We start from the raw sequence: 26,501 nt of genomic DNA, 5'->3' as shown, positions 1-26,501 counted from the left end.
AAGACCAATCCTCTCCGGCATCCGCACCGGCCTGCCCCGACGCCTGTCGCCGATTTGGTTGCAGGATTGCGCACAAGGCTGCACAGCAGCTTTCGCGCGGCACGCTTCTGCGCGCCTATGTTCATGATTGGTAAGAACTTCATGCTACCCATGCGAGCAATAACAACCATTTCGTAGGGGCTGTGATGAAGTTGCTGAGCCATCTGAAGATCCGCACCAAGCTCGCCAGCATGGTTTGCCTTGCGGCCCTCACAGTCACGGCCATCATCGGTGTATCGGCCGTTCTCAGCAAGAGCCGCATGATGGAAGACCGCGTCCAGCAGATGCGGACCGCGGTGGAGCTTCTCTACAACTACGCACAATCGCTCCAGGACGAGGTGACCGCCGGCAAGCTGACGCCCGCCGACGCCAAGTCGATGTTCCATCAGCGCGGCCGCCGCATGAGCTTCAATGGCGGTCAGGGCTACCCGGTCGTCTACAACGCCGATACCTCCTTGGTCGCGAACGGCGCCAACCAGCAGCTCGAAGGCAAGATCACCGGCGCCAAGGATTCCAACGGCGTGCTGATCGCCGACGCCATTATCAAGGCCGGCAGCGAGACCGCGCAGGGCGGCGTGACCTCCTATCTCTATCCCCGCCCCGGCCAGACCGAGCCGGTCCGCAAGACCGTGTTCGCGCGCAAATTCGCGCCCTGGAACGTGACCATCAGCTACGGCCTCTATGTCGACGACATCGACGCCGACGTGCACGCATTGACGCTGGAGCTTGCCGCGATCGGCCTCGGCCTGATGCTGCTGATGGCGACGCTGTCCTGGCTGATCGCCCGCGACGTGCTCAGCGCGCTCGACCGCCAGAAGAACCGGATGCAGGAGATCGCCGAGGGCGCCATCGACAAGCCGGTCGAGGAAACCGACCGCGGCGACGAGATCGGCCGCATGGCCGAGACTCTCGAAATCCTGCGCCAGACGGCGCTGACCGCCCGCACGCTCGAGGCCGAGCAGGTCGCCACCAAGACCCGCAGCGAGCAGGAGAAGCGCGACGCCCTGATCGCGCTCGCCGACCGCTTCGATGCCTCCGTCGGCCAGCTCGTCGGCCTGATGGCCTCCGGCTCCGGCGAGCTCGAGACCACCGCCAAGTCGATGTCCTCGACCGCCGAAGGCACCAACCGCCGCGCCGCCGTGGTCGGTTCGGCCGCCACCGAAGCCAGCCAGCGCGTCCAGACCGTCGCCGCTGCCGCCGAGGAACTCTCCTCCTCCATCACCGAGATCAGCCGTCAGGTCGCGCAATCCGCCGAGGTCACCGGCCGCGCCGTGGACAGCGCCCGCCGCACCGACACCATCGTCCGCGCACTGTCCGACGGCGCCCAACAGATCGAGCATGTCGCCGAGCTGATCTCCAGCATAGCGGCACAGACCAACCTGCTCGCGCTCAACGCCACCATCGAGGCCGCCCGCGCCGGCGAAGCCGGCCGCGGCTTTGCCGTGGTCGCTTCCGAGGTGAAGTCGCTGGCGAGCCAGACCGCGGAAGCCACCCGCGAGATCGGCGACAAGATCGCCCAGATCCAGGGCGCCACCAAGGAAGCGGTGGACGCCATCGGCGGCATCACCGCCACCATCGAGGAAGTCAGCCGCATCGCGACCTCGATCGGCGCGGCGATCGAGGAGCAGGGCGCCGCCACCGCCGAGATCGCCCGCAGCGTCTCGCAGACCGCGGAGGCGACCAAGGAGGTCACCACCAATATCGGCGTCGTCTCCACCGCCGCCAACGAGACCGGCAACGCCGCCGGCATTGTGCTCGCCGCAGCCAGCAACCTCTCCAAGCAGGCCGAGCAGCTCTCCGGCGAAGTCGGGACGTTCCTGGCGGGCGTGCGCGCGGCGTAGGACTTCCGGCGCAACTATCTCCATTTGCGTCATGGCCGGGCTTGTCCCGGCCATGACGGCGTCTGGAGCTTCGTGCTTACCGTCGCGCCAGACTGCAACCGCTCGAGAGCTGACGCGTCGATCCGGTCGAGCCGCCGTTCGACTGCGACGGGAATTCCTCGAACGGCGAGTTCTGCTTGCCGGTGTTGAATTCGAAGATCTTGCGGAACAGGCCGGGAGCCATCGCCGAGATCGGATTGACACGCATCACGGGTGCCGCCGGCGTGCCGACGACCTCGTAGGTCACGCCGATCAGCCCCTCGTTGTTGCCGCCGCCGAGGAAGATGCCGAACAGCGGGATCTGGCCGAAGATGTTGTTGACGCCGTACATCGGCACAAAGGTGCCGCTCATGCAGACCTGGTTGCCGGGATAGTCGATCGAGCCCTCGATGGTGGCGCCGATCATCGGGCCTTTCACGACGCCGTCACGGATCGTCAACGCGCCGTTCTGGCGGGTGAACTCGGCGCGCAGCGCACTGAAGGAGACGCCGTTGCCGGTGCCATTGGGCGCGCCGGCGGCGACGCGTTCGAGCTGCGCCTCGCCCTTCACCGTGAAGTCGCGAACGTTGATGAGGCCCTCGCGCGACGTGTTCGGCTCTGATGTCGGCGGCTCCATCGCCACCACCATCTGGCCGCCGACCGCCTTGGTGTAGGTGTCAGTGAAGCGCAGCAGCGCGCCGGCATCGTTGGTCTGGAGATAGATCACCTCGCGGTTGCCCTGCGCGCGGCCGCCGCGCAGGTCGGCTGCCACCGGCGTGTCGCGGCCGATCTTGCCGCTCAGCGTGAAGGCTTTGACGGCGCCGTTGCGTTTCGACATCTTGGCATCGACGCTGCGCATGGCCTCGCCGTTGAATCCGGCCACGGCGCCGAGCTTCACGTCGATGTCGAAATCGACGTTCTTCAGCTTGCTCTTGGCATCGTCCTTGGAATTGCCCGAGATCGCCGACTTCAGGAAACCGCGGCCGTCGAAGACGTCGCCGCGCATCGTGCCGCGCACCACGCCGTCCTGGCTGCGCTCCACCTTGAGCGACGCCTTGTCGCCGTCGGACGGCGCGTAGGTCGGAAAATTCGCATTCATGAGATCACCGTTCGCGTCGACCTCGAGCGAGCCCTTGATCGAGGCGCCGCCGCCCTCGATGACGATGTCCTCGAAACGCGTCGATTGCGCCGTCGGCACCACCTTGAAGCTGGCCTTGGCCGACTTGCCCGGCAGCTTGACCCAGCCGGGCAGGATGTTGTCGAGCTTGACCGAGGTCAGGTCGGCCTCGACGCCGAGCTTGGTCGTCTGATCCGGGCCGCTTGCGATCCTGCCCGACAGCTTGATCGGCAACGATCCGCTGACGGCGGGGCTCAGATCAAATCCCAGGCGCGCGCGGCTGGCATCGTCCAGCGTCGCCTGCAATCGGACGTCCGCATCGCCCTCGGCCGGCTTGCGATAGTCGAGCGAGGCCGCCTGCCCGTTGATCTTGACGTCGCCCTTGACCTGATAGCCCTGGTTATTGGCGACAATCTTGAGATTGTTCGCCTCCAGTTTCTGGTTCATTACCAGCTTGTCGGCGGCAAAGCCGTTGAGGTCGGCGGTGACGGCATAGGTGGTGTCGGCCTTGGTCAGCTCGCCCTTGACAGGCATGCCGAGCTGGATGTTCGCCGAGAACGTCCCCTTGCTGGTGCTGGGATCGACGACGGTCGACGACAGATCGCTCAGGCGGTCATTGGCGAGCATTTCGGCCGCGGCAGGCACCGATCCGTCGACGCGAAACTTCGTTCGCGACGGCGACGGCTTGGGCGCCATGTCCGGCACCTCGAAGGTGAAGTCGGAGATCGTGATCTTGCGGCCGGCGGGCGTATCGGCAACGCCCTGCCCGATGTTCACGGTCGCGGTGCGTCCGGTCACGCGCGCCTTCAAATCGGCATCACGCACCACCGGCATGCCGTCCACGGGGCGGACCGCGACGCCGCTCGCCACGATGTTGACCGAGAGGCCGTCGTCCGGAATGGGCGGGCCCCTGCGGGGCAGGTTCTTGGTCGGCGAGTTGATGCCGATCTCGATGCGCTGGAGCGTTCCGCGCTCGATCCGTTCGATCACCCACTCACGCAATTCGGGAACGACCAGCGTCGGCCACATCCGCTTCAGGGCGGAGGCCGACATCGGCGTTCCCGCAAAGCCGAGTGTCAGCCGCGGCTCGCCGGAATAGTCGATGGCACCGGTGCCGGCGACGCCGATCTCGCCATTGCTGATGTCGGCCTGCGTCAGCAGGAGGCGCTTGTGATCCGTGTCGAAGCGGAAGCCGATCGCAATGCGGTTGAAGACGAGCGGCGGCTCGTTGTCGATGCCGCCGAGCAGGATCGAACCGCCGCTGAAGCCGAGCTGCCAGTCGTTGGTGGTGCCGTTGGGCGGCTCGAGATGAGCCAGCAGCGTCAGGCGGTTCGCACCGGAGAGAACCTTGAACGGAGCGACCAGCACGCGCCGGTTGGCGTCCCACTCGACGTTGATCTCGGCCGAGTCGATTCCCATCGGATAGTCGGGCGTGTCGGTGTCGATGATATTGCCGGCGCCGACCGCGATCCTGCCGCTGAAGAAGGTCGGGACGCCGTCGCGGCCGAGCTCGCCCTTGAGCTCGCCGGTCAGCGGCAGGTCGGCGGTATAGGTGAGGTCCTTCACCCGCAGCGCCAAGAGGATGTTGGAGGTCGAGACCTTGTCGGCCTTGATGTCGACCGAACGCACGCCGTTTTCGGCAGGGCCGATCGTGGCGCGCAGCATCCAGGGGTGCGCGCCCTCCTCGCCGAGGCTGAGCGCGACGCCGCCGCGGCTCGGCCGGCGCAGGCTGAGCGTGATGTTCTCAAAGGTCCATTTGCTGCCGCGCTGCTGATCGTCGACGATCAGATTGCCGTTCTTCAGGCCGATCTCGTTGAGGTTCTGGCCGTCGAGGCCGGTCATGCTCAGACTGTCGAGCCAATCGAGACCCTGGAGGATGCCGCTCTGCGCGGCCGCCTGCGGTGCGGTCTGTGATGCCTCCGGGCTCGCAGGCGCGGTCGCGAATGGCGGCGGCGGGACACCGCTGCGCGGGAATGTCGGCGGCAGGCCCGCATCCTTCTTGGACGCGACACCCGTCGCCAGCGGCTTGGCTGTGTCGCCGGCCGACACGGTGACAGTGCCGTCAGGCGCAATGCGAATTGCGAGCTCGGCATCAACGAGATTGAGGCTCTCGGCGCGCAGATGCCCCATCAGCAGACCCGCCCCCGACAGCCTCACCTCGGCCTTCGGTGCGCTGGCGACGATGGCGTGATCGCGGTCGCGAACGATGATGTCCCGGATGCGGACGGCAATGCGGACCCGGCCGGCGCGCTCGATCTGGGTGCCGCCGACCTCAACCGTGTTGCCGTGACCGATATTGTCCTCGATCGCGGCCGCCAGCCATGGCGTTGCGATGTCCAGATTGATGGGACCGGCGCCGAGCCGCCACCACACCGCACCAAAACAGCCAACGAAAATGGCGACCAGGGTGCCGACGACAACGACCAGGCGCTTCAGCCAGCGACCACCACCCAGCCAGCGGCGCAACGCGCCGAATCCGTCACCGACGCGGTGGAATCCCGAACCGGAACGAGCCAGCAGCCGGCGTGCACGATGGCCCGCCGCCGCTTCCTGATCCGGATCCCAGTCGGCGTCGTCCCAATCCTGCGGCTCATATTGGCCGCCGCGCCGATCGAAATCCCGGTTGTGGTTCTGGGGCGACGTATTCCTTGCCATTGCCTCTCGATACAGGCGCCCGTCATAGGATTGAGCACCGCCGGGACCGCAGCCGTCCAGGGGAAGTGAAGCTCCCTGCGCCGGCACTGCCGCCATACCTCGAATATTCCTGCTGTTCGTCATTTCGCCCCGGGAGCGCGTTCAACGAGCAGATGGGTGGTGTGTGGAATTCCTTGTAACCATACTCCGGCGTCGTCAGACTTGCCCAGCCGAGGGCGCGACTCCGGCACGCCGGACGAGAGTTGCAATACCGCTTCGATTGACCCGCCGAAAGCGTCGAAAGGAAGGCGTATGTCCAAGAAATCCCGAAAGAAATCGTCCAAAACGTCCTCCGGCAGTTCAACCGCCAAAAAGAAGACCGCAAAAACGCGGGCATCGACTCAGGCACAGTCCGCGACAACTCAGCGGACACCGGCAAGCAAATCAACCGGGAGCATAGCAAAAGCAGGGTCACATAAGGCCGCATCGAAACAGTTAAGTTCATCCAAATCAGCCTCCCGCCCGCCCGCTGCAGCGAAGTCCGGCCTGGCCGAGGGCCAGAAGGCCCCCGCCTTCCGCCTGCCCCGCGACGGCGGCGAATTGGTCACGCTGGCAGACTATGCCGGTCGAAAGCTCGTCCTGTTCTTCTACCCCCGGGCCGACACACCCGGCTGCACCCGCGAGGCGATCGACTTCACCCGCCTGGCCGATGCCTTCGCTGCCGCTGGCACCGCCGTGCTCGGCATCTCCGCCGATCCGTTAAAGGCCCAGGAGAAGTTCCGCGACAAGCACAAGCTGGGCGTCCCCCTCATCTCGGATGAGACACATGAGATGCTGGAGGCCTATGGCGCCTGGGGCCAAAAGTCCATGTACGGCAAAAGCTTCCTGGGAATTCTTCGCACCACTATATTGATCGGGACCGACGGCAGGGTGGCCCGGATCTGGCGCAATGTCCGGGTCGACGGCCATGCCGACGAGGTGCTGGAGGCGGCAAGAAGCCTTTAACCAGTCCGTTGAATTCGCCTGTTCCCATTTCCGGAAAATTAACCATGACCGGCCCAGATTGCTGCGGCAATTGAGCCGGAAGGAGCCCATCCGACCGGCGCGGGAGTGCCGATGTCGAAAAGTTCTGCCCAATACTCGCACTACTCCCAGCATCATCCTCATGACCACGGACGCGCCTTCCAACGCCGTCCGGCCGCCCCGGCGGCGGCCGCCGCGATTCCCCTGCCCGCCGCTGACGACGCCTACACCATTGTCCATGCCGGCAAGCAGGTCCGCTTCGGCCCTGTGGTGTTCTGGATCGTGGTCGGCACCGTCGTGCTGCTCGGGCTGTGGTCGGCCGCGACGGCCACTTATTTTGCGTTCCGTGACGACGTCCTGACCCGGCTGATCGCCCGGCAGGCCGAGATGCAATATGCCTATGAGGACCGCATCGCCGAGCTGCGCGCCAAGGTCGACCGCACCACCAGCCGCCAATTGCTCGACCAGGAACAGTTCGACCAGAAACTCGACCAGATCATGAAGCGCCAGACGGCGCTGGAGTCCCGGGCCACGGCGCTCGGGGCCATGCCCGACGTGACCGGCTCGATTCCCCGCTCCGCACCGCAGCGTGGCGATTCAAGCCAGACCACGCCAAAGCCGTCGCCGATCAGCGACACCGTCATCTTCGTGGCGCCGCCGGACCGCGAAGCGCGCCTCGAATCGCGTGCCCCGACCGTCGTGGCGCCGCCAGTCAGCCAATTCGCCAGGAACAACGGTTTCGACAACGTGCTGGCCCGGCTCACGAACTCGCTCGACCAGGTCGAGCGGCGCCAGATGGCGGCGCTCAGCGCCGTCGAGGAAAGCATGGATTCGCGCATGCGCCGGATGCGCGGCGTGGTCAGCGATCTCGGCTTGAACCTCGCCCATCTCGAAGCCGCCGTACCACGCACCGCCATGGGCGGGCCGTTCGTTCCGGTCAGGCTGCCGGCGAATGCGGGAACGTTCGAGAAGCAGCTCTATCGCATCAACACCACGCGCGCCGAGATGGACCGCCTCAACCGCACGCTGGCGCTGGTGCCCTACCGCAAGCCCGTCATCGGCGAAGTCGAGTTCACCTCCGGCTTCGGCGTGCGCAGTGATCCTTTCCTCGGACGGCCCGCGATGCACACCGGGCTCGACTTCCGCGCCGCCAGCGGCGATCCCGTTCGCGTCACCGCCAACGGCAAGGTGGTTTCGGCGGGCTGGTCCGGCGGCTACGGCCGCATGGTCGAGGTCGATCACGGCAATGGGTTATCGACGCGCTATGGCCATCTCTCCGAGATCAATGTCAGGGTCGGCGAGATCGTGAAGATCGGCCAGGTGATCGGACTCGTCGGCTCGACCGGCCGCTCCACCGGTCCGCATCTGCACTATGAGACCCGCATCGAGGGCGAAGCAGTCGATCCGCAGAAATTCCTGCGCGCCGGGGTCCGGCTCAGCGCGGGCTAGACCCTCGCTTCTCTTTTCGCCTCCTGCTCGCCCCTCGCGGTCTTCCTTGTCAGGCCGGGAGCTTGCGCGCCGCGGCGCAGCAGGCCAAATGCGCGCCCGTCGATCACGAGCAGCGCGCTGCCGATGATGATTGCGCCGACGATCTCGCGCATCGAGATCGGCTCGCCCAGCGCCAGCCAGCCCAGCAGGATGGCGGTGACGGGAATGAGCAGCGTCACCAGCATGACATTGCTCGCACCCGAGCGCCGTATGATCTGAAAGAAGACGATGTAAGCGAGTGCCGTCGACAGGGCGGCAAGGCCGAGCACCGCCAGCCATGTCGTGAGGCCCGGCGCTGCAAGGCGCCAGGGCCGCTCCACCACGCCCACCACAATCGCCATCATCACCGTCGATGCCATCAGCTGAAACGTCGCCGCGCCCAGCGGGGCTGCGTCCTTCAGCATTCGCCGCGCCGCCAGCGCCGCAAAGCCATAGCTCAGTGCGCCGCCGAGGCAGAGCAGGATGCCGAGCCCCTGCCCCGGTCTCGTCTCAATGCCCCACCCGCGCAGGATGACCACGCCGACGACGCCAAGCGCTACGCCAGCGACCCGCCTCATCCGCAATGCTTCCTCGCCAGCGGCAGCCATCACGACCACCGTGAACAACGGCGTGGTGGCATTCAGGATCGAAGCGAGCCCGCTCGAACTGAAGGTCTGGCCGATCACGATCAACGAGAACGGAACGACGTTGTTGAGTAGCCCGATCACGACGAACGGCCGCCATCCCGTCATGCTCTTGGGCAGGCTGATCCCCCGCAGGCGCAGCAACGGCAGCAGCATCCCCGCGCCGAGCGCAACCCGCAGAAACACCAGCGTCAGCGGCGGAAGTTCCTGCAACGCCGCACCGTTGAAGAAGAACGAACCACCCCAGAGGATCGAGAGCACGGCGAGCAGCGACCAGTCGCGCGCATCGATCCTGTTGTCATTCGGGGGCATGGGCTCTCACATCGACGGCCGAGCCCGCTGGCCTAGGACGACGCGGCGATCGGTGCCACCCGATTTCCGATGAACTGCCGGTTTACAAAACCGATGCTGGCAACGAACGGAGCGATCGAATTTACTCCATGTCGATGCAACCCGGCTAGGACGGCTCCCTCGGCCGCGACACCAGCTCGATCATCCTGCCTTCGTCGTCATCAGGCATCTCGGCCCTCGCCTGCGCGTAGGCCTCGACCGCGGCGCGCGAGACCAGCGGCTTGTCGGCCAGCAGGCTCTCCGCGAGCTTCACGGCATAAGCGGCATCCTTGTGCCGCAGCGCTGCCGTAAAGGTCGCACCACTGAAGTCGCGAGCAACCATGCGCTTGGAGTGGCGCTGCACCTGGGGGCTTGCGGCGACGCCTGCCTGGATCGACTCCAGCACAAGGTTCATGTCGAGCCCGGCCTGCTCGGCGATCGCAAGGCCCTCGGCGAGACCAGCGATCTGAATCGCGCCCATCAGATTGTTTATGAGCTTGTAGACCGTCCCCGTGCCGACCGCGCCGAAATGGCGGATGGTCGAACCGATCGGTTCGAGATAGGGCCGCGCGCGCTCGAGATCTGCCGCATCGGCGCCGGCGAGCAGCGTCAACTTCCCGGCCGCGGCAGCATCCGGCAATCCCGTCACGGGGCAATCGATGTAGATCAGCCCGCGCGCGTTGAGCTCGCGGCCCATCTCGCGCGCGTGGTCATAGGAGACGGTGGAGCATTCAATCGCGATGGTGCCGGCTTTCGCCGTCTTGGCCGCGCCCTTCGGCCCGAGCCAGACCGCGCGCGAGGCCTCGTCGTCGGCGACCATGGTCACGACCGCGTCGGCATCGATCGCGGCGTCCTCTGGTGAAGTCGCCCAATGCGCGCCGCGCGCAACCAGATCTTCCGCCTTGGCCTTGCTGCGATTCCACAGCGTCACCGTGAACCCGGCATCGAGATAGCGGCCGGCCATGCCATGACCCATCCGCCCCAATCCGATGAAGGCGACACGGGGCATACTAGTCCACGTCCTCGATCTCGCCGGTCGTGGTGCCGAAGGCGCGCTGTGCCAGCGTCGCGGCCATGAACTCGTCGAGATCGCCGCCGAGCACGCCTGAGGTGTCGGAGGTCTGCACGCCGGTGCGCAGATCCTTCACCATCTGGTAGGGCTGGAGCACGTAGGAGCGGATCTGATGGCCCCAGCCGATATCGGTCTTGGCGGCCTGGTCGGCGGCGGCCTTTTCCTCACGCTTCTTCAGCTCCATCTCATAGAGCCGCGCGCGCAGCATGTCCCAGGCCTGCGCCCGGTTCTTGTGCTGGGAGCGGCCGGCCTGGCAGACCACCGCGACGCCGGTCGGGATATGCGTCAGGCGCACCGCGGATTCGGTCTTGTTGACGTGCTGACCGCCGGCGCCGCCGGAACGCATGGTGTCCACGCGGACATCGGATTCCTTGATGTCGATCTTGATGCTGTCGTCGATGACGGGGAAGACCTGCACGCTCGAGAACGAGGTGTGCCGGCGCGCGTTGGAATCGAACGGCGAGATGCGGACCAGGCGATGCACGCCCGCTTCCGTCTTCAGCCAGCCATAGGCGTTGTGCCCGGAGACCTGGATGGTCGCGGACTTGATGCCGGCCTCTTCGCCTTCGGATTCTTCCAGAAACTCGACCTTGAAGCCGTGGTTTTCGGCCCAGCGCGTGTACATGCGCAGCAGCATCTGCGCCCAGTCCTGGCTCTCGGTGCCGCCGGCGCCGGCATGCACTTCGAGATAGGAATCGAAGCGGTCGGCCTCGCCCGACAGCAGCGCCTCGAGCTCGCGCCGTGCCACTTCCTTCTTGAGGCTCTTCAGCGCAGCTTCGGCTTCCGCAACGACGCCGTCATCGCCCTCGGCCTCGCCGAGCTCGATCATGCCGATGTCGTCTTCGAGCTCCTGCTCGACCTTGCCGATGCCCGAGAGCGCATCCTCCAGCGAGGTGCGCTCCTGCATCAGCTTCTGGGCTTTCTGGGGATCGTTCCAGAGGTTGGGATCTTCTGCGAGCTTGTTCAGCTCAGCGAGGCGCGCCGTCGATTTCTCGACGTCAAAGATGCCTCCTCAGCAGCCCGACTGACTGCTTGATCTCTTCTACCAACCGTTCGATTTCGGCGCGCATGTCGTTCTCTGGTTTCGCGGAACAGGTCCCGCAAGCGATTGAGGTGGGCATGTAGCGGCGGCGGCTGCAAAGCGCAACCGCCGGAACCGCGATCGTCCGTCTTGTCCTAAGGCCTAGTACAGCCCGCCGGTGCCCGGCCGCATGAAGAAGCCGGAATCCGGCTGCTGCTGCTGCGACGCCGGCATGCGCCCGTCAGCGTCGGCGACACCGATGACCGAATAATTGTCCGGCGGCGCCGTACCCGGCTTGAAGGCCTCGAGGATGGTTCCGCCGGTCTCGCCCGGGCCGGCGCGCATGCCGGTCTTGGCGACGACGCGCACGAGCTTGATGCCGGCCGGCACCTTGAACGGCACGGCGGGCTTGTCGGCGAGCGCGAGCTTGAGGAAATCGCGCGCGATCGGAGCTGCCAGATGGCCGCCGGTCGCGGCGTTGCCCCTGCCCAGCGGACGCGGCTTGTCGTAGCCCATATAGATCGCGACGGCGATGTCGGGTGAGAAGCCGACGAACCAGGCGTCCTTGGCCTCGTTGGTGGTTCCGGTCTTGCCGGCGACCGGCTTGCCGACATCCCTGACGACAGTGGCCGTACCGGCCTGCACCACGCCTTCCATCAGTTCGGTGATCTGATAGGCGGTCATGGAATCCAGCACCTGCTCGCGGCGATCGATCAGCTGCGGCTCCGGCTGGTTCTTCCAGCCGCCCGGCGCGTCGCAACCGCGGCATTCGCGCTGATCGTGCTTGAAGATGGTGTGGCCGTAGCGGTCCTGGATGCGGTCGATCAAGGTCGGTTTCACCCGACGGCCGCCATTGGCGAGCATCGAGTAAGCCGTGACCATGCGCATCGCCGTCGTCTCGCCGGCGCCGAGCGCGTAGGAGAGATAATTCGGCAGCTCGTCATAGACGCCGAAACGGCGGGCATATTCACCGATCAGCGGCATGCCGATGTCCTGCGCGAGGCGCACCGTCACCGTGTTGAGCGACTGCCGCAGCGCGTTGCGCAGCGTTACCGGTCCCTGGAATTTGCCGGAGGAGAAGTTCTCAGGCCGCCACACGCCGGCGCCCTGGCCCTGATCGATTTCGATGGGCGCGTCGAGCACGACGGTCGAGGGCGTATAGCCGTTGTCGAGCGCGGCCGAATAGACGATCGGCTTGAACGACGAACCCGGCTGCCGATAGGCTTGCGTGGCGCGATTGAACTGGCTCTGGTCGAACGAGAAGCCGCCAACCATCGCGAGCACGCGGCCGGTCCAGGGATCCATCACCACCATGGCGCCGGAAACTTCCGGGATCTGGCGGAGCCGGTACTGGCCCTCCACCGGCTGGCCATCCTTGTAGAGCGGATCGGCATAGATCACGTCGCCGGGCTGGAGCACCTGCGACACCGCCGTCGGCGTCTTGCCCTTCGTGCCGCCCTGCGCGGCCCGCGCCCAGCGCACGCCGTCGACCGTGACGATGCCGGTCTCGCGCTGCTTGCTCACTGCGCCGCCAAGCTCGCGGCTCGGCTGGAAGCCGATGCGCGCCGACTGATCGCTGGTCTCCAGCACGACGGCCATGCGCCACGGCGAAATGTCGGAGAGCGATTTGATCTCGGCGAGCTTCACGCCCCAGTCGCCGGAAATGTCGAGCTTGCTGATCGCGCCGCGATAGCCCTGCCGTTCGTCATAATTCACGAGGCCGGCCACCATGGTCTTGCGCGCCATGACCTGGATCTTCGGATCGAGCGTGGTGCGAACCGACAGGCCGCCCTCGTAGAGCTTCTTCTCGCCGTAGCGCTCGAAGATGTCGCGACGGACTTCCTCGGCGAAATATTCGCCGGCGAAGGTGTGGGCGCCGTTGGAGCGGCTGGTGACGGCCAGCGGCTCCTTGCGCGCCTTGTCGGCGTCGGCCTGCTTGATCCAGCCGTTCTCCAGCAGACGGTCGATGACGTAGTTGCGGCGCTCGATGGCACGGTCGCGGTTGCGGACCGGATGCAGCGTCGCAGGCATCTTCGGCAGCGCCGCCAGATAGGACGCTTCCGCCACCGTCAGCTCGTTCACCGACTTGTCGAAATATACCAGCGAAGCGGCCGCGATGCCGTAGGCGCCGAGGCCGAGATAGATCTCATTCAGATACAGTTCGAGGATCTTGTCCTTCGAGTAGGTCTTCTCGATGCGCATCGCCAGCAAGGCTTCCTTGATCTTGCGGGCGAAGGAGACCTCGTTGGTGAGCAGGAAGTTCTTGGCGACCTGCTGGGTGATCGTGGAAGCGCCCTGCGGACGGCGGTTGGAGCCGTAGTTCTGCAGATAAAGCAATCCGGCGCGCGCCATGCCGGTGTAGTCGATGCCGCCATGCTCGTAGAAATTCTTGTCCTCGGCGGCCAGGAACGCGTTGATCACGAGCTTGGGCACCGCCTGGATCGGCAGGTACAGCCGCCGCTCCTTGGCATATTCGCCAAGCAGCGAACCGTCGACGGCGTGCACACGCGTCATCACCGGCGGCTCGTAATCCTGGAGCTGAGAGTAGTCCGGCAAGTCCTTGGAGAAATGCCAGATCAGGCCTGCCACGGCCCCGACACCAACAAGGAACACCACCGTTCCCGCGGCGAACAGGAAGCCCATGAACCGCACCAGCAAGCGCATTATCTGTTTATCCGTTCAAACTCTGGATCAGCCCAGTATCAGCCCATTGGCGCCCCAAACAGGCACCGACCTCACGTCGCGAATGCACCGGCTTACGCAATCACATCAAGGCCGGGCTTAGGACGCTTGCCGAACAGGATTCTCGCCGATTCCGGAACCCCCTGCGGGGTTTTTATAAAGCGTCCGCTGTGGCTAAACTAGGGCCTTCGGGTCGGGACGGAAAAACCCGTTCAGTTCGACGTGCCGGCCGTGGCCATCCGCTTGGCCAAAAACCCGTCGATCGCCTGCGCCATCGAGCCCACGGCGCGGGACCGCCACCCCTCGGAGACCAGGTGCTCGAGGTCCCCCTTGTTGGAGACATAGCCGATCTCGACCAGCACCGAGGGCACGTCGGGCGCCTTCAGGACCCGGAAGCCGGCGGACTTCAGGGGATGCTTGTGCATTCGCACCGTCGACTTCATTTCACCCATCAAGAGGCGGGCAAAACGATTTGAAAAGGTACGGGTTTCCCGCTGCGTGAGGTCGATCAGGATGTCGGCGACGTCGGTCGGCTCCTCCGCGAGGTTGAAGCCGGCGATCGCATCCGCCCGGTTCTCTGCATCCGCCAGCCGCTGGGCCTCGGCGTCGGATGCCTTGTCGGAGAGCGTATAGATGGTCGCGCCCTGCGCATCGCCCTCGGCACGAGGCAGTGCATCGGCATGAATCGAGACGAACAAAGCCGCCTTGAGATTGCGGGCGATTTTGGTCCGGTCGTTGAGGGGGATGAAGGTGTCGTCATCCCGCGTCATGACCACGCGGTATTTACCGGCCTTCTCCAGCTTGTCGCGTAGCGCCAGCCCGAAAGCCAGCACCAGGTTCTTCTCGCTTTCGCCGCTCGACTGCGTGCCGTTATCGATGCCGCCGTGGCCCGGATCAATCACGACCACCGGCCGGCCGTCGGCCTTCTGCTCCGCGGTTTCCGCGGCCGCCGCAGCGGGGACTGTGCCGGGCGGCGGCTCCGCGATCGCGGGCCGCAGCTCGGGACGTTTTTCGGGGGCAAGCGACGGCACAAAGGCAGTGCGATCGACCTCGGCCAACTCGAGCACGAGCCGCGCCGGTTGGCCGTTGGCCGCTTCCAGGACGTAGGAATTGGCGATCTTTGCCGGTCCGGTCAGATCGAACACGATTCGCGAGCCGCCGGGCATGACGAGCCCGTAGCGGAAGGCCTTGATCAGCCCTCGCCCCCCGCTCCCCGTACCGGCGGGCAGCTGAAAATTGACTTGCGGCACGTCCACCACCACGCGGTAGGGGTCGGCCAGCGTGACGGCGCGGAAGGTAACGACCTGATCGAGGTCGAGGATGAAGCGGGTCTGCTTGCCATCGCCGGCCAGCCGGGCGGCCGAGGCGATCGGAAAATTCGCTGCCGCAACAGCGGGCTGCGGCTGGCTTTCCGCAGCAATGAGACGCGAGGAATCAGCACACGGCAATGCTGCGGCGCACAGCAACACGCCGCCCAGCAAAACCCGTCGATTTGTGCGGCTCGCCACCGATTCCGCGCCTCCGAGCAGCTCTCTTAACGCAATAGAACCACAGGGTTAATCGATCCTTTATGACGGAGCTGCGAAACTGGCCGACTGTGACCGCCGTGCGACGCTCCCTTGCACGGATGGCTCATTCCTCGTATGTACGGAATGCTGACGGCCGATATTTCCGGTTGTGTCGCATTCAGCCTCCCGGTGCAGCGCCGGAACTCCCAAGGTTTGGGAATTCCAGCGTTTTCCGCTTCCCTCCAAGACCAGCGCAGTGCGCGGCAACGAGGTGGAGGGGTCAAGCCCCGGCGGCGGACGGTCTCGGGTTACCACTCATGTTACCGGGACGGTTCTGACAGCGACGTAACCCATTACCCGGTCCCTTGATCCCCAAGGGAGCGGTTCGTGATCTCAAGGCGAGCGCACTCGCGCCGTGCCTGGCCAGCAGCAACTGATTGAAGGGCGGCCTCGCCGCCCAATGTTTCATACGGGCCGACGCTTGATGCGCCAGACTGTGCCGACGAAATCTGAAGGACCATTCGCGACGCTGCGGAGTGACAATCCCGCGCGTCGCAATGGCCCTGAAGCTTCCGGTTCGGCGAGGCGCGAGAGACGGCGTTTCGGCCTTCCCCTCACCCCCGAATCAGGTGGACCGTCGCGTCACCCGGCGGCGCGATACGCGCCCACGGCTTATCGCGCCCGCCGCCGCCAAGAGTTAAGACATGCCCAACAAGATGTTGATCGATGCCACCCACCCGGAAGAGACCCGGGTCGTCGTGGTCCGCGGCAATCGCGTCGAAGAGTTTGATTTCGAGACCGCGCAACGCAAGCAACTGCGCGGGAACATCTACCTCGCCAAGGTCACAAGGGTCGAACCCTCGCTCCAGGCCGCCTTCGTGGAATATGGCGGTAATCGCCACGGCTTCCTCGCTTTCAGCGAAATTCATCCCGACTATTATCAGATCCCGGTCGCCGACCGGCAGGCGCTGATCGAGGCCGAGGAACAGGCCCATCGCGAGGCCGAGGAAGAGAGCGAGAATCGCTCGCACGGCCGCCGCCGTTCGCGCCACCGCAACGCCCGCCGCCGCGGTCATGGCGAGCGCGTGCGCAGCGACATCGTCGAAGGCCTCGAGGCCGATCCCGCGGCCCAGCCGATCGAAGGCGAGACCTCGCATAGCGAGGGCGCGCCGGACGAGGGCGAGCACCTCCACGCCGACGTGGAGCATCACGGCGAGCATGAGCATCACGACCACGAGCATCACGACCATGGCGATCATGATCACGCCGATCATGATCACGAGGGACATGGTCATGAAGGACATGGTCAGGATGACCACGATCACGTCGATGCGGACGATCACGCGCACGATCACGATCACCAGCACGACCATGATCACACCGATGCAACACCCGCGCCTGTCGCGGCCGTCGGCGCCGAGCCCGTGGTTGCGACCGAGACCACCGCCGAGCCGCAGGAGGCTGCCGCCTCCGAAGCCCGCACCTCGGAAGGGCACGCCGAGGCTCTCGCCGAAGCCGTGACCGCGGCCGTCGAGCCGGCCGATGCCGTTTACGGTGAGAGCACTGAAGCGCCGCACGCCGAAGCTGCGGAGGCTGCCGGTGAAAACGACGACGAGGATGAGGACGGCGAGGAAGCCGAAGAAGAGGAGGTCGTCGAATCCGTCGGCGGCGACGACGTGCTGGAGGAAGTGCCGGAGCGCACCTTCCGCCCGCGCCGCCAGTACAAGATCCAGGAAGTCATCAAGCGCCGCCAGGTCATGCTGGTGCAGGTCGTCAAGGAAGAGCGCGGCAACAAGGGCGCGGCGCTGACGACCTACCTCTCGCTCGCCGGCCGCTACGCTGTCCTGATGCCCAACACCGCTCGCGGCGGCGGCATCAGCCGCAAGATCACCAGCGCCCAGGACCGTTCGCGCCTGAAGGAAGTGGTGCAGGACCTCGACGTGCCCGAGGGCATGGGCATCATCCTGCGCACCGCGGGCGCTTCCCGCACCAAGCCCGAGATCAAGCGCGACTTCGAATATCTGATCCGGATGTGGGAAACGGTGCGCGACCTCACGCTGAAGTCGCAGGCCCCGACCCTCGTCTACGAGGAAGGCTCGCTGATCAAGCGCTCGCTGCGCGACCTCTACAACAAGGAGATTGACGAGATTCAGGTGGCCGGCGAGTCCGGCTACCGTGAAGCGCGCGACTTCATGAAGATGCTGATGCCCGCCAATGTCAGCGCGGTGAAGCAGTATCGCGACGGCCAGCCGCTATTCTCGCGCATGGGCGTCGAGAGCCAGCTGGATGCGATGTTCTCGCCGACCGTGCAACTGCGCTCCGGCGGCTACATCGTGATCAACCAGACCGAGGCGCTGGTCTCGATCGACGTCAACTCCGGACGGTCGACCCGAGAGCATCATATCGAGGACACCGCGCTCAAGACCAATCTGGAGGCCGCCGAAGAGGTCGCCCGCCAGCTCCGGCTGCGCGACCTCGCGGGCCTGATCGTCATCGATTTCATCGACATGGACGAGAAGCGCAACAATCGCGCGGTCGAGCGCAAGCTGTCCGATTGCCTCAGGCAGGATCGCGCGCGCATCCAGGTCGGCCGCATCTCGCATTTCGGCCTGCTCGAGATGTCGCGCCAGCGCATCCGCGCCAGCGTGCTGGAGAGTTCGACCGATCCGTGCCCGCATTGCGGCGGCACCGGCCACGTCCGCTCGGTCTCCTCGGTGGCGCTCCAGCTGCTGCGCGGCCTCGAAGAGATCCTGATGAAGGGCGCGACCCACAATCTCGTGGTCCGCACCCGCACCGACGTCGCGCTCTATGTGCTGAACCACAAGCGCGGCCATCTGCGCGACCTCGAGAACGGCTTCAAGGTCACGCTGTCGGTCATCGCCGATCCCAGCGTCAGCGGCCCGCAGGCATATGTCATCGACCGCGGCGAGCAGGTGCATACGCTCGAAGCCGCCAAGGCGCTGCTCGCCGCGCAAGCCGCCGCGAGCCCGCCGCCACAGGCCGAAGAAGCCTATGACGACGAAGATGGCTTCGACCTGGAGACTGAATCCGAGGTCGAAACCGACGAGACCGAAGGTCTTGCTGACGAGCAGGCTGCCGGCGAGGCGGCCTCCGAGCAGGATGGCCAGCGCCGCAAGCGCCGGCGCCGCCGCCGCGGCCGCGGTGGCCAGCGCGAGGGTGAGTTGCGCGAGGATACCGCGCCCACACTGCCCGAAGCGGCCGTGGCGGCCGGTGAAGGCGAAGAGGACGCCGAGTCCGAGCAGGAGGGCGAGGAAGGCGAGGAGCAGGCAGCCCGTGGCGAGCAGCAGGGCGGCGGCGAGCGCCGGCGCCGGCGTGGTCGCCGCGGCGGACGCCGCCGTCGTGGTAGCGGCGAGGAAGGTCTCGCCGGCTCGATCAACGACGAGCTCGGCACCAGCCAACCGTCGGAAGCTACCGACGCGGTTGCCGATTTCGACGGCTTCGGCGGCGAGGCTGCGCCCTCGATTGCGCAGGCCGAGCACATCGCGGAGCCGCAAGTCGCGGAGCCTGAGCCGCGCGCCGAGGTGCAGGCCGAGGCGCCAGCCCAACCAGAGCCGGCTCCCGCCACGACGATTGCAGCGCCGGAAGAAGAACCCGCCGACGACAAGGCCACGCGCCGTCGCTCCACGGTCCGGGAAAAGGTGAGCTTCCTGCTGAACAGCCAGCCCGAGCCCGCAACGCCGCCGGCCCAGGCGACCGAACCGGTCGCCGCGCCCGCGCCGGCACCTGAGCCCGCGCCGGAGGCCGCAAGCGAAACCCCGGCCGCTCCGCGCCGTGCCGGCTGGTGGTCACGCCGTTTCGGCGGCGGCGAGTAAAAGGAACAATGGAGTTGAAACCGCCCGGCCAAACCGGGCGGTTTTGATTTGGTGAGGTCAGGTTCGATGCAAAGCGCGATCATTCTCGGCGGCGGCATGGTGGGCATCGGCGCCGCGCTGCATCTGCAGCAGCGCGGCTGGTCGGTCACGCTGGTCGATCGCAGGGAGCCGGGCCGGGAGACCAGCTACGGCAACGCCGGGATGATCCAGGCCGAAGCGGTGCGCCCCTATCCCATGCCGCGCGATTTCGCTTCGCTCCTGAAGATCGCGACCGGCCGCACCAACGACGTGCGCTACAGCCTCTCCTCTCTCCATCTCCACGTCGAGCCCCTGCTCCGCTACTGGTGGCATTCGGCGCCGAAACGGCATCGCGAGGCGATCGAGGCGTGGGCACGGCTGATCGCCTACGCAACGGCCGAGCACGACATCCTGATCCGCGAGGCGCATGCCGATAATCTCATCCGCCGCGCCGGCTACCGAGCGTTGTTTCGCGACCCCGCTTCATTGGATCTCTCGATCAAGGCCGCGGAGGAAGATCAGCGCGAATTCGGCGTCAACTTTCGCGTGCTGTCGGGCGGCGAGCTTGCCAGGGCCGAGCCGATCCTGCGCGACGATCTCCCTGGAGCGATCCATTGGCTCGACACCTGGACCGTGTCCGATCCCGGCGCACTGGTCACGGCCTATGCCGGACTGTTCGAGCGCCTCGGCGGCACGATCGTGCTCGGCGATGCCCAGAGCCTGCAACAGACCGCGACCGGCTGGTCGGTCGATACCGACAATGGACGCCTCGATGCTCCCCACGCTGTCGTGACGCTCGGGCCGTGGTCGCCCGACCTCCTCCACAAATTCGGCTATCGCATTCCCCTGGTGCGCAAGCGCGGCTACCACATGCATTACAGCGGCGGCGCTTCGCTCGACCTGCCGCTGATCGACAAGGCCGGCGGCTATGCCATGGGGCCGATGGCCAGGGGCATTCGCATCACCACGGGGGCGGAGCTGACGAGCCCGGACGCGCTTGCAACGCCGGTTCAGCTCGCCAGCGCCGAAGCCTCCGCACGCGAGCTGATCGACCTCGGCAAGCGGGTCGAGCCGGATCCGTGGTTCGGCACTCGGCCCTGCACGCCCGACATGCTCCCGGTGCTCGGTCGCGCCCCGCGCCACCCCGGCCTCTGGATGAACTTCGGCCATGGTCATCAGGGCTTTACGCTGGGACCCGCGACCGGACGTTTACTCGCCGAGATCATGAGCGGCGAGACGCCGGCGGTCGATCCCACGCCATATCGGCCTGAGCGGTTTTAGACCCGAAGAAAACGGGCTGATCGAGGATCGCGACCAGCCCTGCCATTTTCAAGTCCGACGGCGCGGCCAACGCCGTCAGATGTGGCTTGCAGATCAGTCCGTCGTGATTGCCGTCTCCATGTCGGTCGGATCGATCCGCTTGGCGAGGTTGGCGTTGAGCTTGTCGCGGTCGAGCTCACCCTCCCACCATGCGACGATCACGCAAGCGACGCCGTTGCCGCACAGATTGGTCAGCGCGCGGCACTCGCTCATGAACTTGTCGATGCCGAGCACGATCGCCATGCCCGGCACCAGGCGGGGATCGACCACGGCGAGCGTCGCCGCCAGCGTGATGAAGCCGGCGCCGGTGATGCCGGAGGCGCCCTTCGAGGTCAGCATCGCCACAACCAGGATCGTGAGCTGTTGGCCGAAGGAGAGATCGAAGCCGAGCGCCTGTGCGATGAACAGCGTCGCCAGCGTCATGTAGATGTTGGTGCCGTCGAGGTTGAACGAATAGCCCGTGGGCACCACGAGGCCGACCACCGACTTGGAGCAGCCGAGCCGCTCCAGCTTCTCCATCAGGGACGGCAGCGCGCTTTCCGAGGACGAGGTGCCGAGCACGATCAGCAGCTCGTCCTTGATGTAGGCCAGGAACTTGAAGATCGAGAACCCGGCGATGCGCGCGATGATGCCGAGCACGACGAACACGAACAGCGCCGCGGTGACGTAGAACGTCGCGATTAGTCCGACAAGGTTGAGAATGGCGCCGGTGCCGAACTTGCCGATGGTGTAGGCCATCGCGCCGAACGCGCCGATCGGCGCCGCGCGCATCACGATCGAGATGACGCCGAACACCGCATGCGCGGCATCGTCGATGAAGCTGCGGATGGTGTGGCCGCGCTCGCCGAGGCTCATCAAGGCAAAGCCGAACAGCACCGCGAACAGCAGCACCTGCAGAATTTCGCCTTGCGCGAAGGCGCCGACCACGGTGTCCGGAATGATGTGCAGCACGAAGTCGACGGACCTCTGGCCGGCGGCCTGCTTGGCGTAATTCGCAACGGCCGCCTCGTTTGCCGCCGCATTGCCGAAGCCGGCGCCCGGTCTGACGAGATTGCCGATGATGAGCCCGATCACCAGCGCAAAGGTCGAGACGACCTCGAAATAGACCAGCGCCTTGACGCCGATGCGCCCGACCTTCTTGGCGTCCTGGATGTGGGCGATGCCGGAGACGACGGTGCAGAAGATGATCGGGGCGATCACCATCTTGATCAGCTTGATGAAGCCGTCGCCGAGCGCCTTGATCCAGTCGTTGGTGGCGACATGCGGCCACAGCCAGCCGACGATGGCGCCGAGCACGATGGCGATCAGCACCTGGACGTAGAGGACTTTGTACCACGGCTTGGCGGCGGGCGGCGCGACCGGCGCCCCCGTCATCGTTGTCGTCGTCATCGGTTCACTCCCCCTCAAAACACTGGGCCAGCCAAGATCAACTTGGCCGGCCCTGTCAATTGGAACTGCTCGTGATGACGCGTTTTACCCGCGGCGCTCGACGATGCGGCGTGCCGCTGGCATCAGTGTCGCGCCGAGCGCATTCTTGACCAGCGAGGCCGCAATGAACGGCACGATGCCGACCTGCCAGGCCTTTGCGGCGCCGAGACCCAGGCCGAATGCCAGCCAGCCGAACCCGGCCGCCAGAATGACGATGTGGCCAACGGCCATCGCCGCAAACAGCAGCATCACGCTGCGATCCCAGCCGCGCTCGGCGAGCCAGCCGGTCACGAAGGCAGCCAGCACGAAACCGAACAGGTAGCCCGCGGTCGGACCGACCAGCGGCGCAATCCCACCCACGGGACCGGCGAACACCGGCAGCCCCATCGCGCCCTCGGCGAGATACGCAATCATGGTTGCGCTGCCAAGGCGCCGGCCATAGGCGGCGCCGATCATCAACACCACCAGCGTCTGCAGCGTCATCGGCACATAGGGCAGCGGAAGATTCACCTTGGCCGACAGCGCCATCAACGCCGTGCCGAGCGCAATCAGCACGACGGCGCGCAGCGCGCCGACGGCTTCGCCCGGCCTGGTCGGCCACATCAAAGCGGCGAGAGAGGAATGTGGCGCAGCGGCGGACGGGACGGAACGGTCTGACAAGTCGAACTCCGGGGGGTGAAGAAAACTGGCGCAGTTATTTAAGCCACTCAGCAATCCGGTCAACTGCCTCGCGCATATCATCGCGCGAGCGGGCATAGGAAAGCCGGATGAACGAACGGCCATGGATGGGATCGAAGTCGAGGCCGGGCGTTGCCGCCACGCGCGCCTGCTCCAGCATCTGCTTGGCGAACTCGAAACTGTCCGAAGTGAAGTCCGAGACGTCGGCATAGAGATAGAAGGCGCCATCGGCCGGCAGGAACCTCGTCAGTCCGGCCTTGGGCAATCCATCGATCAGGATACGCCGGTTTTCCTGATAGCCGTGCTTGATCTCCTCCATCTCGGCCGCGCCGTCGAAGGCGGCCTCCGCCGCGATCTGCGACAGCGACGGCACCGAGATCGAGAGGTTCTGCTGCAGACGCTCGATCGGCCGCACCAGGATCTCGGGCACGACCATCCAGCCGACGCGCCAGCCCGTCATGCAGAAATACTTCGAGAACGAATTGATCACGAGTGCGTGCTCGGACAGCGCCGCCGCCGTCACGGCCGGAAACGCGTAATCGAGCCCGTGATAGATCTCATCCGAGACGAAGCGGATGCCAGCGTCTTCCGCGGCCGCAATGAGGCCGGCGAGCGCTTCGCGGGACATCATCGTGCCCGTCGGATTGGCGGGGCTGCCGACCAACACCCCCTTCAGCGGCGCCTTGCGATGGGCGGCGAGCAGCGCCTCACCGGTGAGCGCGTGGCGCGTCTCGTTCGTGGTTTCGATCAGCACCGGCTCGCAGCCGAGCGCGGTGAGGATATGACGGTACGGCGGATAGCCCGGCACTGTCACGGCGACGCGATCGCCGGGCTCGAACATCGACAGGAAAGCCAGAATGAAGCCACCGGAGGAGCCTGTGGTCACCACGATCCGCTCGGGGTCGACGTCGCAGCCGTAGGTGTCGCGATAGTGGCGCGCGATGCGCTCGCGCAGACTGGGGATCCCGAGCGCGGAGGTATAATCGATCCGTCCAGCCTCGAGCGCCGCATGGGCGGCCGCGATCGCGGTCCTGGGTGCACCGGCCGCGGGCTGGCCGACCTCCATGTGGATGACATGGCCACCGGCGGCCTCGATTCGGGCCGCCGCCGCCATGACGTCCATCACCATGAACGGGGGAACATCGCTGCGGCGGGAGGGCTCGAGCCACTGCCCCAACCGGTTCCTCAATGTCGCATCGTGCATCGATTTCTGCTATTTCGCTGGCGGACCGGCCTGTCCGGTCCGGGAAACGGGGCGCTTGCGCCCCAGACTGGCCGCATTGTACGGCTCATAAGGGGTACGGCTCATAGGCCATATCGCGTATCCGGTCCGCCGCCAATCGCCAAAACCAATCACGAAACTGCTTGACCCAGACCGTTTGACCCAGACCGCCTGATGTTGCTCCAGATTGCACTGCGCAGGAAGGCCTCCGCCCTCACCGCCCTCGTCACGGCAGCGGCCATCGCGCTGTTGCCGATGCCGGCGGCGCATGCGCAGGCCAAGGGTCCGCCGGTGCTGCGCGACACCGAGACCGAGCAGCTGCTGCGCGATTATACGCGCCCGATCCTGCGCGTCGCGGGTCTGGAGAAGCAGAACATCCAGATGGTCATCATCAACGACGGCTCGTTCAACGCGTTCGTTGCGGACGGCCGCCGCATCTTCGTCAATTGGGGCGCGATCCTCCAGTCGGAGACGCCGAACCAGATCATCGGCGTGCTCGCGCACGAGACCGGACATCTGGCCGGCGGCCATCTGTCCAAGCTGCGCCAGCAGCTCGCCACGGCCCAGACCCAGATGATCATCGCAATGCTGCTCGGCGCCGGCGCGATTGCAGCCGGCAGCGTCCAGCGCGGCAGCGCCGGCAACAACGGTCTGGCCAACGCAGGCGCGGCCGCCATCGCCGCTCCGCAGGAGATGATCCGCCGCACGCTGTTGTCCTACCAGCGCCAGCAGGAGGAGAACGCCGACCGCGCCGGCGTGAAATTCCTGACTGCGACGGGGCAGTCGCCGAAGGGCATGTACGAGACCTTCAAACGCTTCACCAGCGAGAGCCTGTTCGCCTCGCGCGGCGCCGATCCCTATCTCCAGTCCCATCCGATGCCGGCCGAGCGCGTCGCCGCGCTCCAGGAATTCGCGAGCTCCAGCCCATACTGGAGCAAGAAGGACGATCCCGCGCTTCAGCTCCGGCACGACATGGTCCGCGCCAAGATCTCCGCCTTCATGGAGCGGCCGGAGACGGTGTACCGCCGCTATCCCCAGACCAACGACAGCCTGCCGGCGCGTTATGCCCGCGCCATCAGCACCTATCTGCACGGGGATTTGCGCAGCGCACTCACTCAGATCGACGCGCTGATCCAGGTTCAGCCGAACAACCCGTACTTCTACGAGGTGCGCGGCCAGGCCCTGCTGGAAAGCGGCAAGCCCGCCGAGGCGATCCCTGCCCTGCGCAAGGCGGTGCAACTGTCGAACAATTCACCCCTCATCGAGATGTTACTTGGGCAGGCTCTGGTTGGAACCGATAATAAGGCCTACACGGACGATGCCGTTCGGATTCTCCGCGCTGCGGTGGCACGCGAGCCCGAGGCGGCGCTCGGCTATACCCAGCTCGCGATGGCCTATGGCCGGAAGGGAGATTATGCCGAGGCAGATCTCGCCTCGGCCCAGGCCGCGTACCTGCGCGGCGACAACAAGACCGCCCGCGAACTTGCCACGCGCGCGAAAACCCGTTTCGCCGTCGGCACGCCCGGATGGGTCAAGGCCGACGACATCGTGGCGGCGAAGCCGCCGCGCAACTGACGCAACTCGAACGACGCCCGACACCACGACGTCACGACACCGAGCTTAAGTCCGCCGGGACGTTTCTCGAAACCTGCTTTGGATAAGAGGATTTGCCTATGCCTTCGCTGCGCCTGCTTGCTCCCGCATTGTTTGCGCTCGCCATGTTCGGTGCAGCCGTGCCCGCCTCGGCCGACAGCTTCTCCGATACCCAGCGCACCGATATCGAGGCCATCATCAGGAACTATCTCGTCAGCCACCCCGAGGTGCTCGAGGAGGCCATGGCCGAGCTCAGCAAGCGCCAGGCCGCGGCCGAAACGCAGAAGCACGAGGCCAGCATCGCGCAGAACGCCGATGCGATCTTCAACTCGCCGCGGCAGGTCGTGCTCGGCAACAAGGATGGCGACGTCACCTTCGTCGAGTTCTTCGACTACAATTGCGGCTACTGCAAACGCGCCATGGGCGACATGCTCGACCTCATGAAGAGCGATCCGAAGCTGAAGGTCGTGCTGAAGGAGTTTCCGGTGCTGAGCCAGGGCTCGGTCGAAGCGGCGCAGGTCGCGGTCGCCGTGCGGATGCAGGATCCCTCGGGCAAGAAATATCTCGATTTCCACCAGAGACTGCTCGGCGGTCGCGGTGCGGCGGACAAGGCGCGCGCGCTTCAGGCGGCCAAGGAGGCCGGCCTCGATACGGCGAGAATCGAGAAGGACATCGCCAGCCCCGAAGTGCGCGCCACCATCGAGGAGAATTTCAAGCTCGCCGAGGCGATGGGCATGAACGGCACGCCGAGCTATGTGATCGGCAAGCAGATCGTGGTCGGCGCCGTCGGCGTCGAAGGCCTCAGGGAAAAGATCGGCATCGCCCGCTGCGGCAAGGCGACTTGCTGAAGGCGACTTGCTGATCGCGCCGTTCGCAACTCGTGCATGCACAAGGGCCGGCTGAAGAGCCGGCCTTTTTTTTCGCGCGCCCAACATTGGCGTCTTCGTGCAAAGTCATTCATCCAGCGTTCAACAAACAAATGCCGCGGAACAGACGAAGTTCCGGAACAACTC

At 65.8% G+C, this 26,501-nt stretch carries 17 protein-coding genes; 7 read left to right on the top strand and 10 right to left on the bottom strand.

Annotation, left to right across the window (positions count from 1 at the left end):
• Positions 1–185 precede the first annotated feature (185 nt).
• Positions 186–1,880, top strand: a complete 1,695-nt coding sequence (locus tag XH87_RS35980; protein WP_271590840.1) for a methyl-accepting chemotaxis protein — start codon at positions 186–188, stop codon at positions 1,878–1,880.
• Positions 1,881–1,956: 76 nt separating this feature from the next.
• Here XH87_RS35980 and XH87_RS35975 read toward each other — a convergent pair whose 3' ends face one another.
• Entirely contained in the window at positions 1,957–5,766 is a 3,810-nt protein-coding gene (locus tag XH87_RS35975; protein ID WP_271590839.1) for a YhdP family protein, read from the bottom strand.
• A gap of 195 nt (positions 5,767–5,961) precedes the next feature.
• Between XH87_RS35975 and XH87_RS35970 the strand changes: the two genes are divergently transcribed.
• Both XH87_RS35970 and XH87_RS35965 read left to right on the top strand, forming a co-directional pair.
• The gene (locus tag XH87_RS35970) at positions 5,962–6,654 is read left to right on the top strand and encodes a peroxiredoxin (protein WP_271590838.1); all 693 of its coding nucleotides are present in this window, start codon (positions 5,962–5,964) and stop codon (positions 6,652–6,654) included.
• Between the two features lie 111 nt (positions 6,655–6,765).
• Entirely contained in the window at positions 6,766–8,121 is a 1,356-nt protein-coding gene (locus tag XH87_RS35965) for a M23 family metallopeptidase (protein WP_271590837.1), read from the top strand.
• Here the strand turns inward: XH87_RS35965 and XH87_RS35960 are convergent.
• The 6 genes from XH87_RS35960 to XH87_RS35935 all read right to left on the bottom strand — a co-directional run bounded on the left by XH87_RS35960 (position 8,118) and on the right by XH87_RS35935 (position 16,769).
• Positions 8,118–9,095 (bottom strand): DMT family transporter, encoded by a 978-nt coding sequence (locus XH87_RS35960; RefSeq protein ID WP_271590836.1) that lies wholly within the window; start codon positions 9,093–9,095, stop codon positions 8,118–8,120. The two genes, XH87_RS35965 and XH87_RS35960, sit on opposite strands and share 4 nt — an antisense overlap.
• A 145-nt stretch (positions 9,096–9,240) precedes the next feature.
• The gene (locus XH87_RS35955; protein ID WP_271590835.1) at positions 9,241–10,122 is read right to left on the bottom strand and encodes an NAD(P)-dependent oxidoreductase; all 882 of its coding nucleotides are present in this window, start codon (positions 10,120–10,122) and stop codon (positions 9,241–9,243) included.
• A 1-nt stretch (position 10,123) separates the two neighbouring features.
• A protein-coding gene (gene prfB, locus XH87_RS35950) for a peptide chain release factor 2 (RefSeq protein ID WP_158667804.1) occupies positions 10,124–11,255 on the bottom strand; the annotation gives its coding sequence in 2 pieces (ribosomal slippage) (positions 10,124–11,185 and positions 11,187–11,255; 1,131 coding nt in all).
• Positions 11,256–11,368: 113 nt separating this feature from the next.
• Positions 11,369–13,870: a penicillin-binding protein 1A gene (locus XH87_RS35945; protein ID WP_271590834.1), complete on the bottom strand. Its 2,502-nt coding sequence runs from the start codon at positions 13,868–13,870 to the stop codon at positions 11,369–11,371.
• Between the two features lie 230 nt (positions 13,871–14,100).
• The gene (locus tag XH87_RS35940; RefSeq protein WP_271590833.1) at positions 14,101–15,396 is read right to left on the bottom strand and encodes an N-acetylmuramoyl-L-alanine amidase; all 1,296 of its coding nucleotides are present in this window, start codon (positions 15,394–15,396) and stop codon (positions 14,101–14,103) included.
• Between the two features lie 614 nt (positions 15,397–16,010).
• A complete protein-coding gene (locus XH87_RS35935) occupies positions 16,011–16,769 on the bottom strand; it encodes a hypothetical protein (protein WP_271590832.1) in 759 nt (252 codons plus the stop codon).
• 51 nt (positions 16,770–16,820) lie between these two features.
• Between XH87_RS35935 and XH87_RS35930 the strand changes: the two genes are divergently transcribed.
• Positions 16,821–19,229 (top strand): Rne/Rng family ribonuclease, encoded by a 2,409-nt coding sequence (locus tag XH87_RS35930; RefSeq protein WP_271590831.1) that lies wholly within the window; start codon positions 16,821–16,823, stop codon positions 19,227–19,229.
• Between the two features lie 66 nt (positions 19,230–19,295).
• Complete coding sequence (locus tag XH87_RS35925) at positions 19,296–20,528, top strand: NAD(P)/FAD-dependent oxidoreductase (RefSeq protein WP_271590830.1); 1,233 nt, start codon at positions 19,296–19,298, stop codon at positions 20,526–20,528.
• A gap of 93 nt (positions 20,529–20,621) precedes the next feature.
• On the opposite strand, the gene XH87_RS35920 is transcribed toward XH87_RS35925, so the two are convergent.
• From XH87_RS35920 to XH87_RS35910, 3 genes are all read right to left on the bottom strand, one after another.
• Complete coding sequence (locus tag XH87_RS35920) at positions 20,622–21,956, bottom strand: dicarboxylate/amino acid:cation symporter (protein WP_271590829.1); 1,335 nt, start codon at positions 21,954–21,956, stop codon at positions 20,622–20,624.
• Between the two features lie 84 nt (positions 21,957–22,040).
• Positions 22,041–22,598 (bottom strand): biotin transporter BioY, encoded by a 558-nt coding sequence (locus tag XH87_RS35915; RefSeq protein ID WP_271590944.1) that lies wholly within the window; start codon positions 22,596–22,598, stop codon positions 22,041–22,043.
• 91 nt (positions 22,599–22,689) lie between these two features.
• A complete protein-coding gene (locus tag XH87_RS35910) occupies positions 22,690–23,877 on the bottom strand; it encodes a pyridoxal phosphate-dependent aminotransferase (protein ID WP_271590828.1) in 1,188 nt (395 codons plus the stop codon).
• A 192-nt stretch (positions 23,878–24,069) separates the two neighbouring features.
• Here XH87_RS35910 and XH87_RS35905 point away from each other — a divergent pair, with 192 nt between their 5' ends.
• Both XH87_RS35905 and XH87_RS35900 read left to right on the top strand, forming a co-directional pair.
• Positions 24,070–25,470 carry a M48 family metalloprotease gene (locus XH87_RS35905; RefSeq protein WP_271590827.1) on the top strand — a complete coding sequence of 467 codons (1,401 nt, stop codon included), beginning with the start codon at positions 24,070–24,072 and terminating at the stop codon, positions 25,468–25,470.
• A gap of 98 nt (positions 25,471–25,568) precedes the next feature.
• Positions 25,569–26,336: a DsbA family protein gene (locus tag XH87_RS35900; RefSeq protein WP_271590826.1), complete on the top strand. Its 768-nt coding sequence runs from the start codon at positions 25,569–25,571 to the stop codon at positions 26,334–26,336.
• The last annotated feature ends 165 nt before the right edge of the window (positions 26,337–26,501 follow it).

The organism is Bradyrhizobium sp. CCBAU 53415 (genome assembly GCF_028128735.1).
In the GTDB taxonomy this organism is placed as follows: domain Bacteria; phylum Pseudomonadota; class Alphaproteobacteria; order Rhizobiales; family Xanthobacteraceae; genus Bradyrhizobium.
This window is presented reverse-complemented; position numbering and strand designations above follow the sequence as displayed.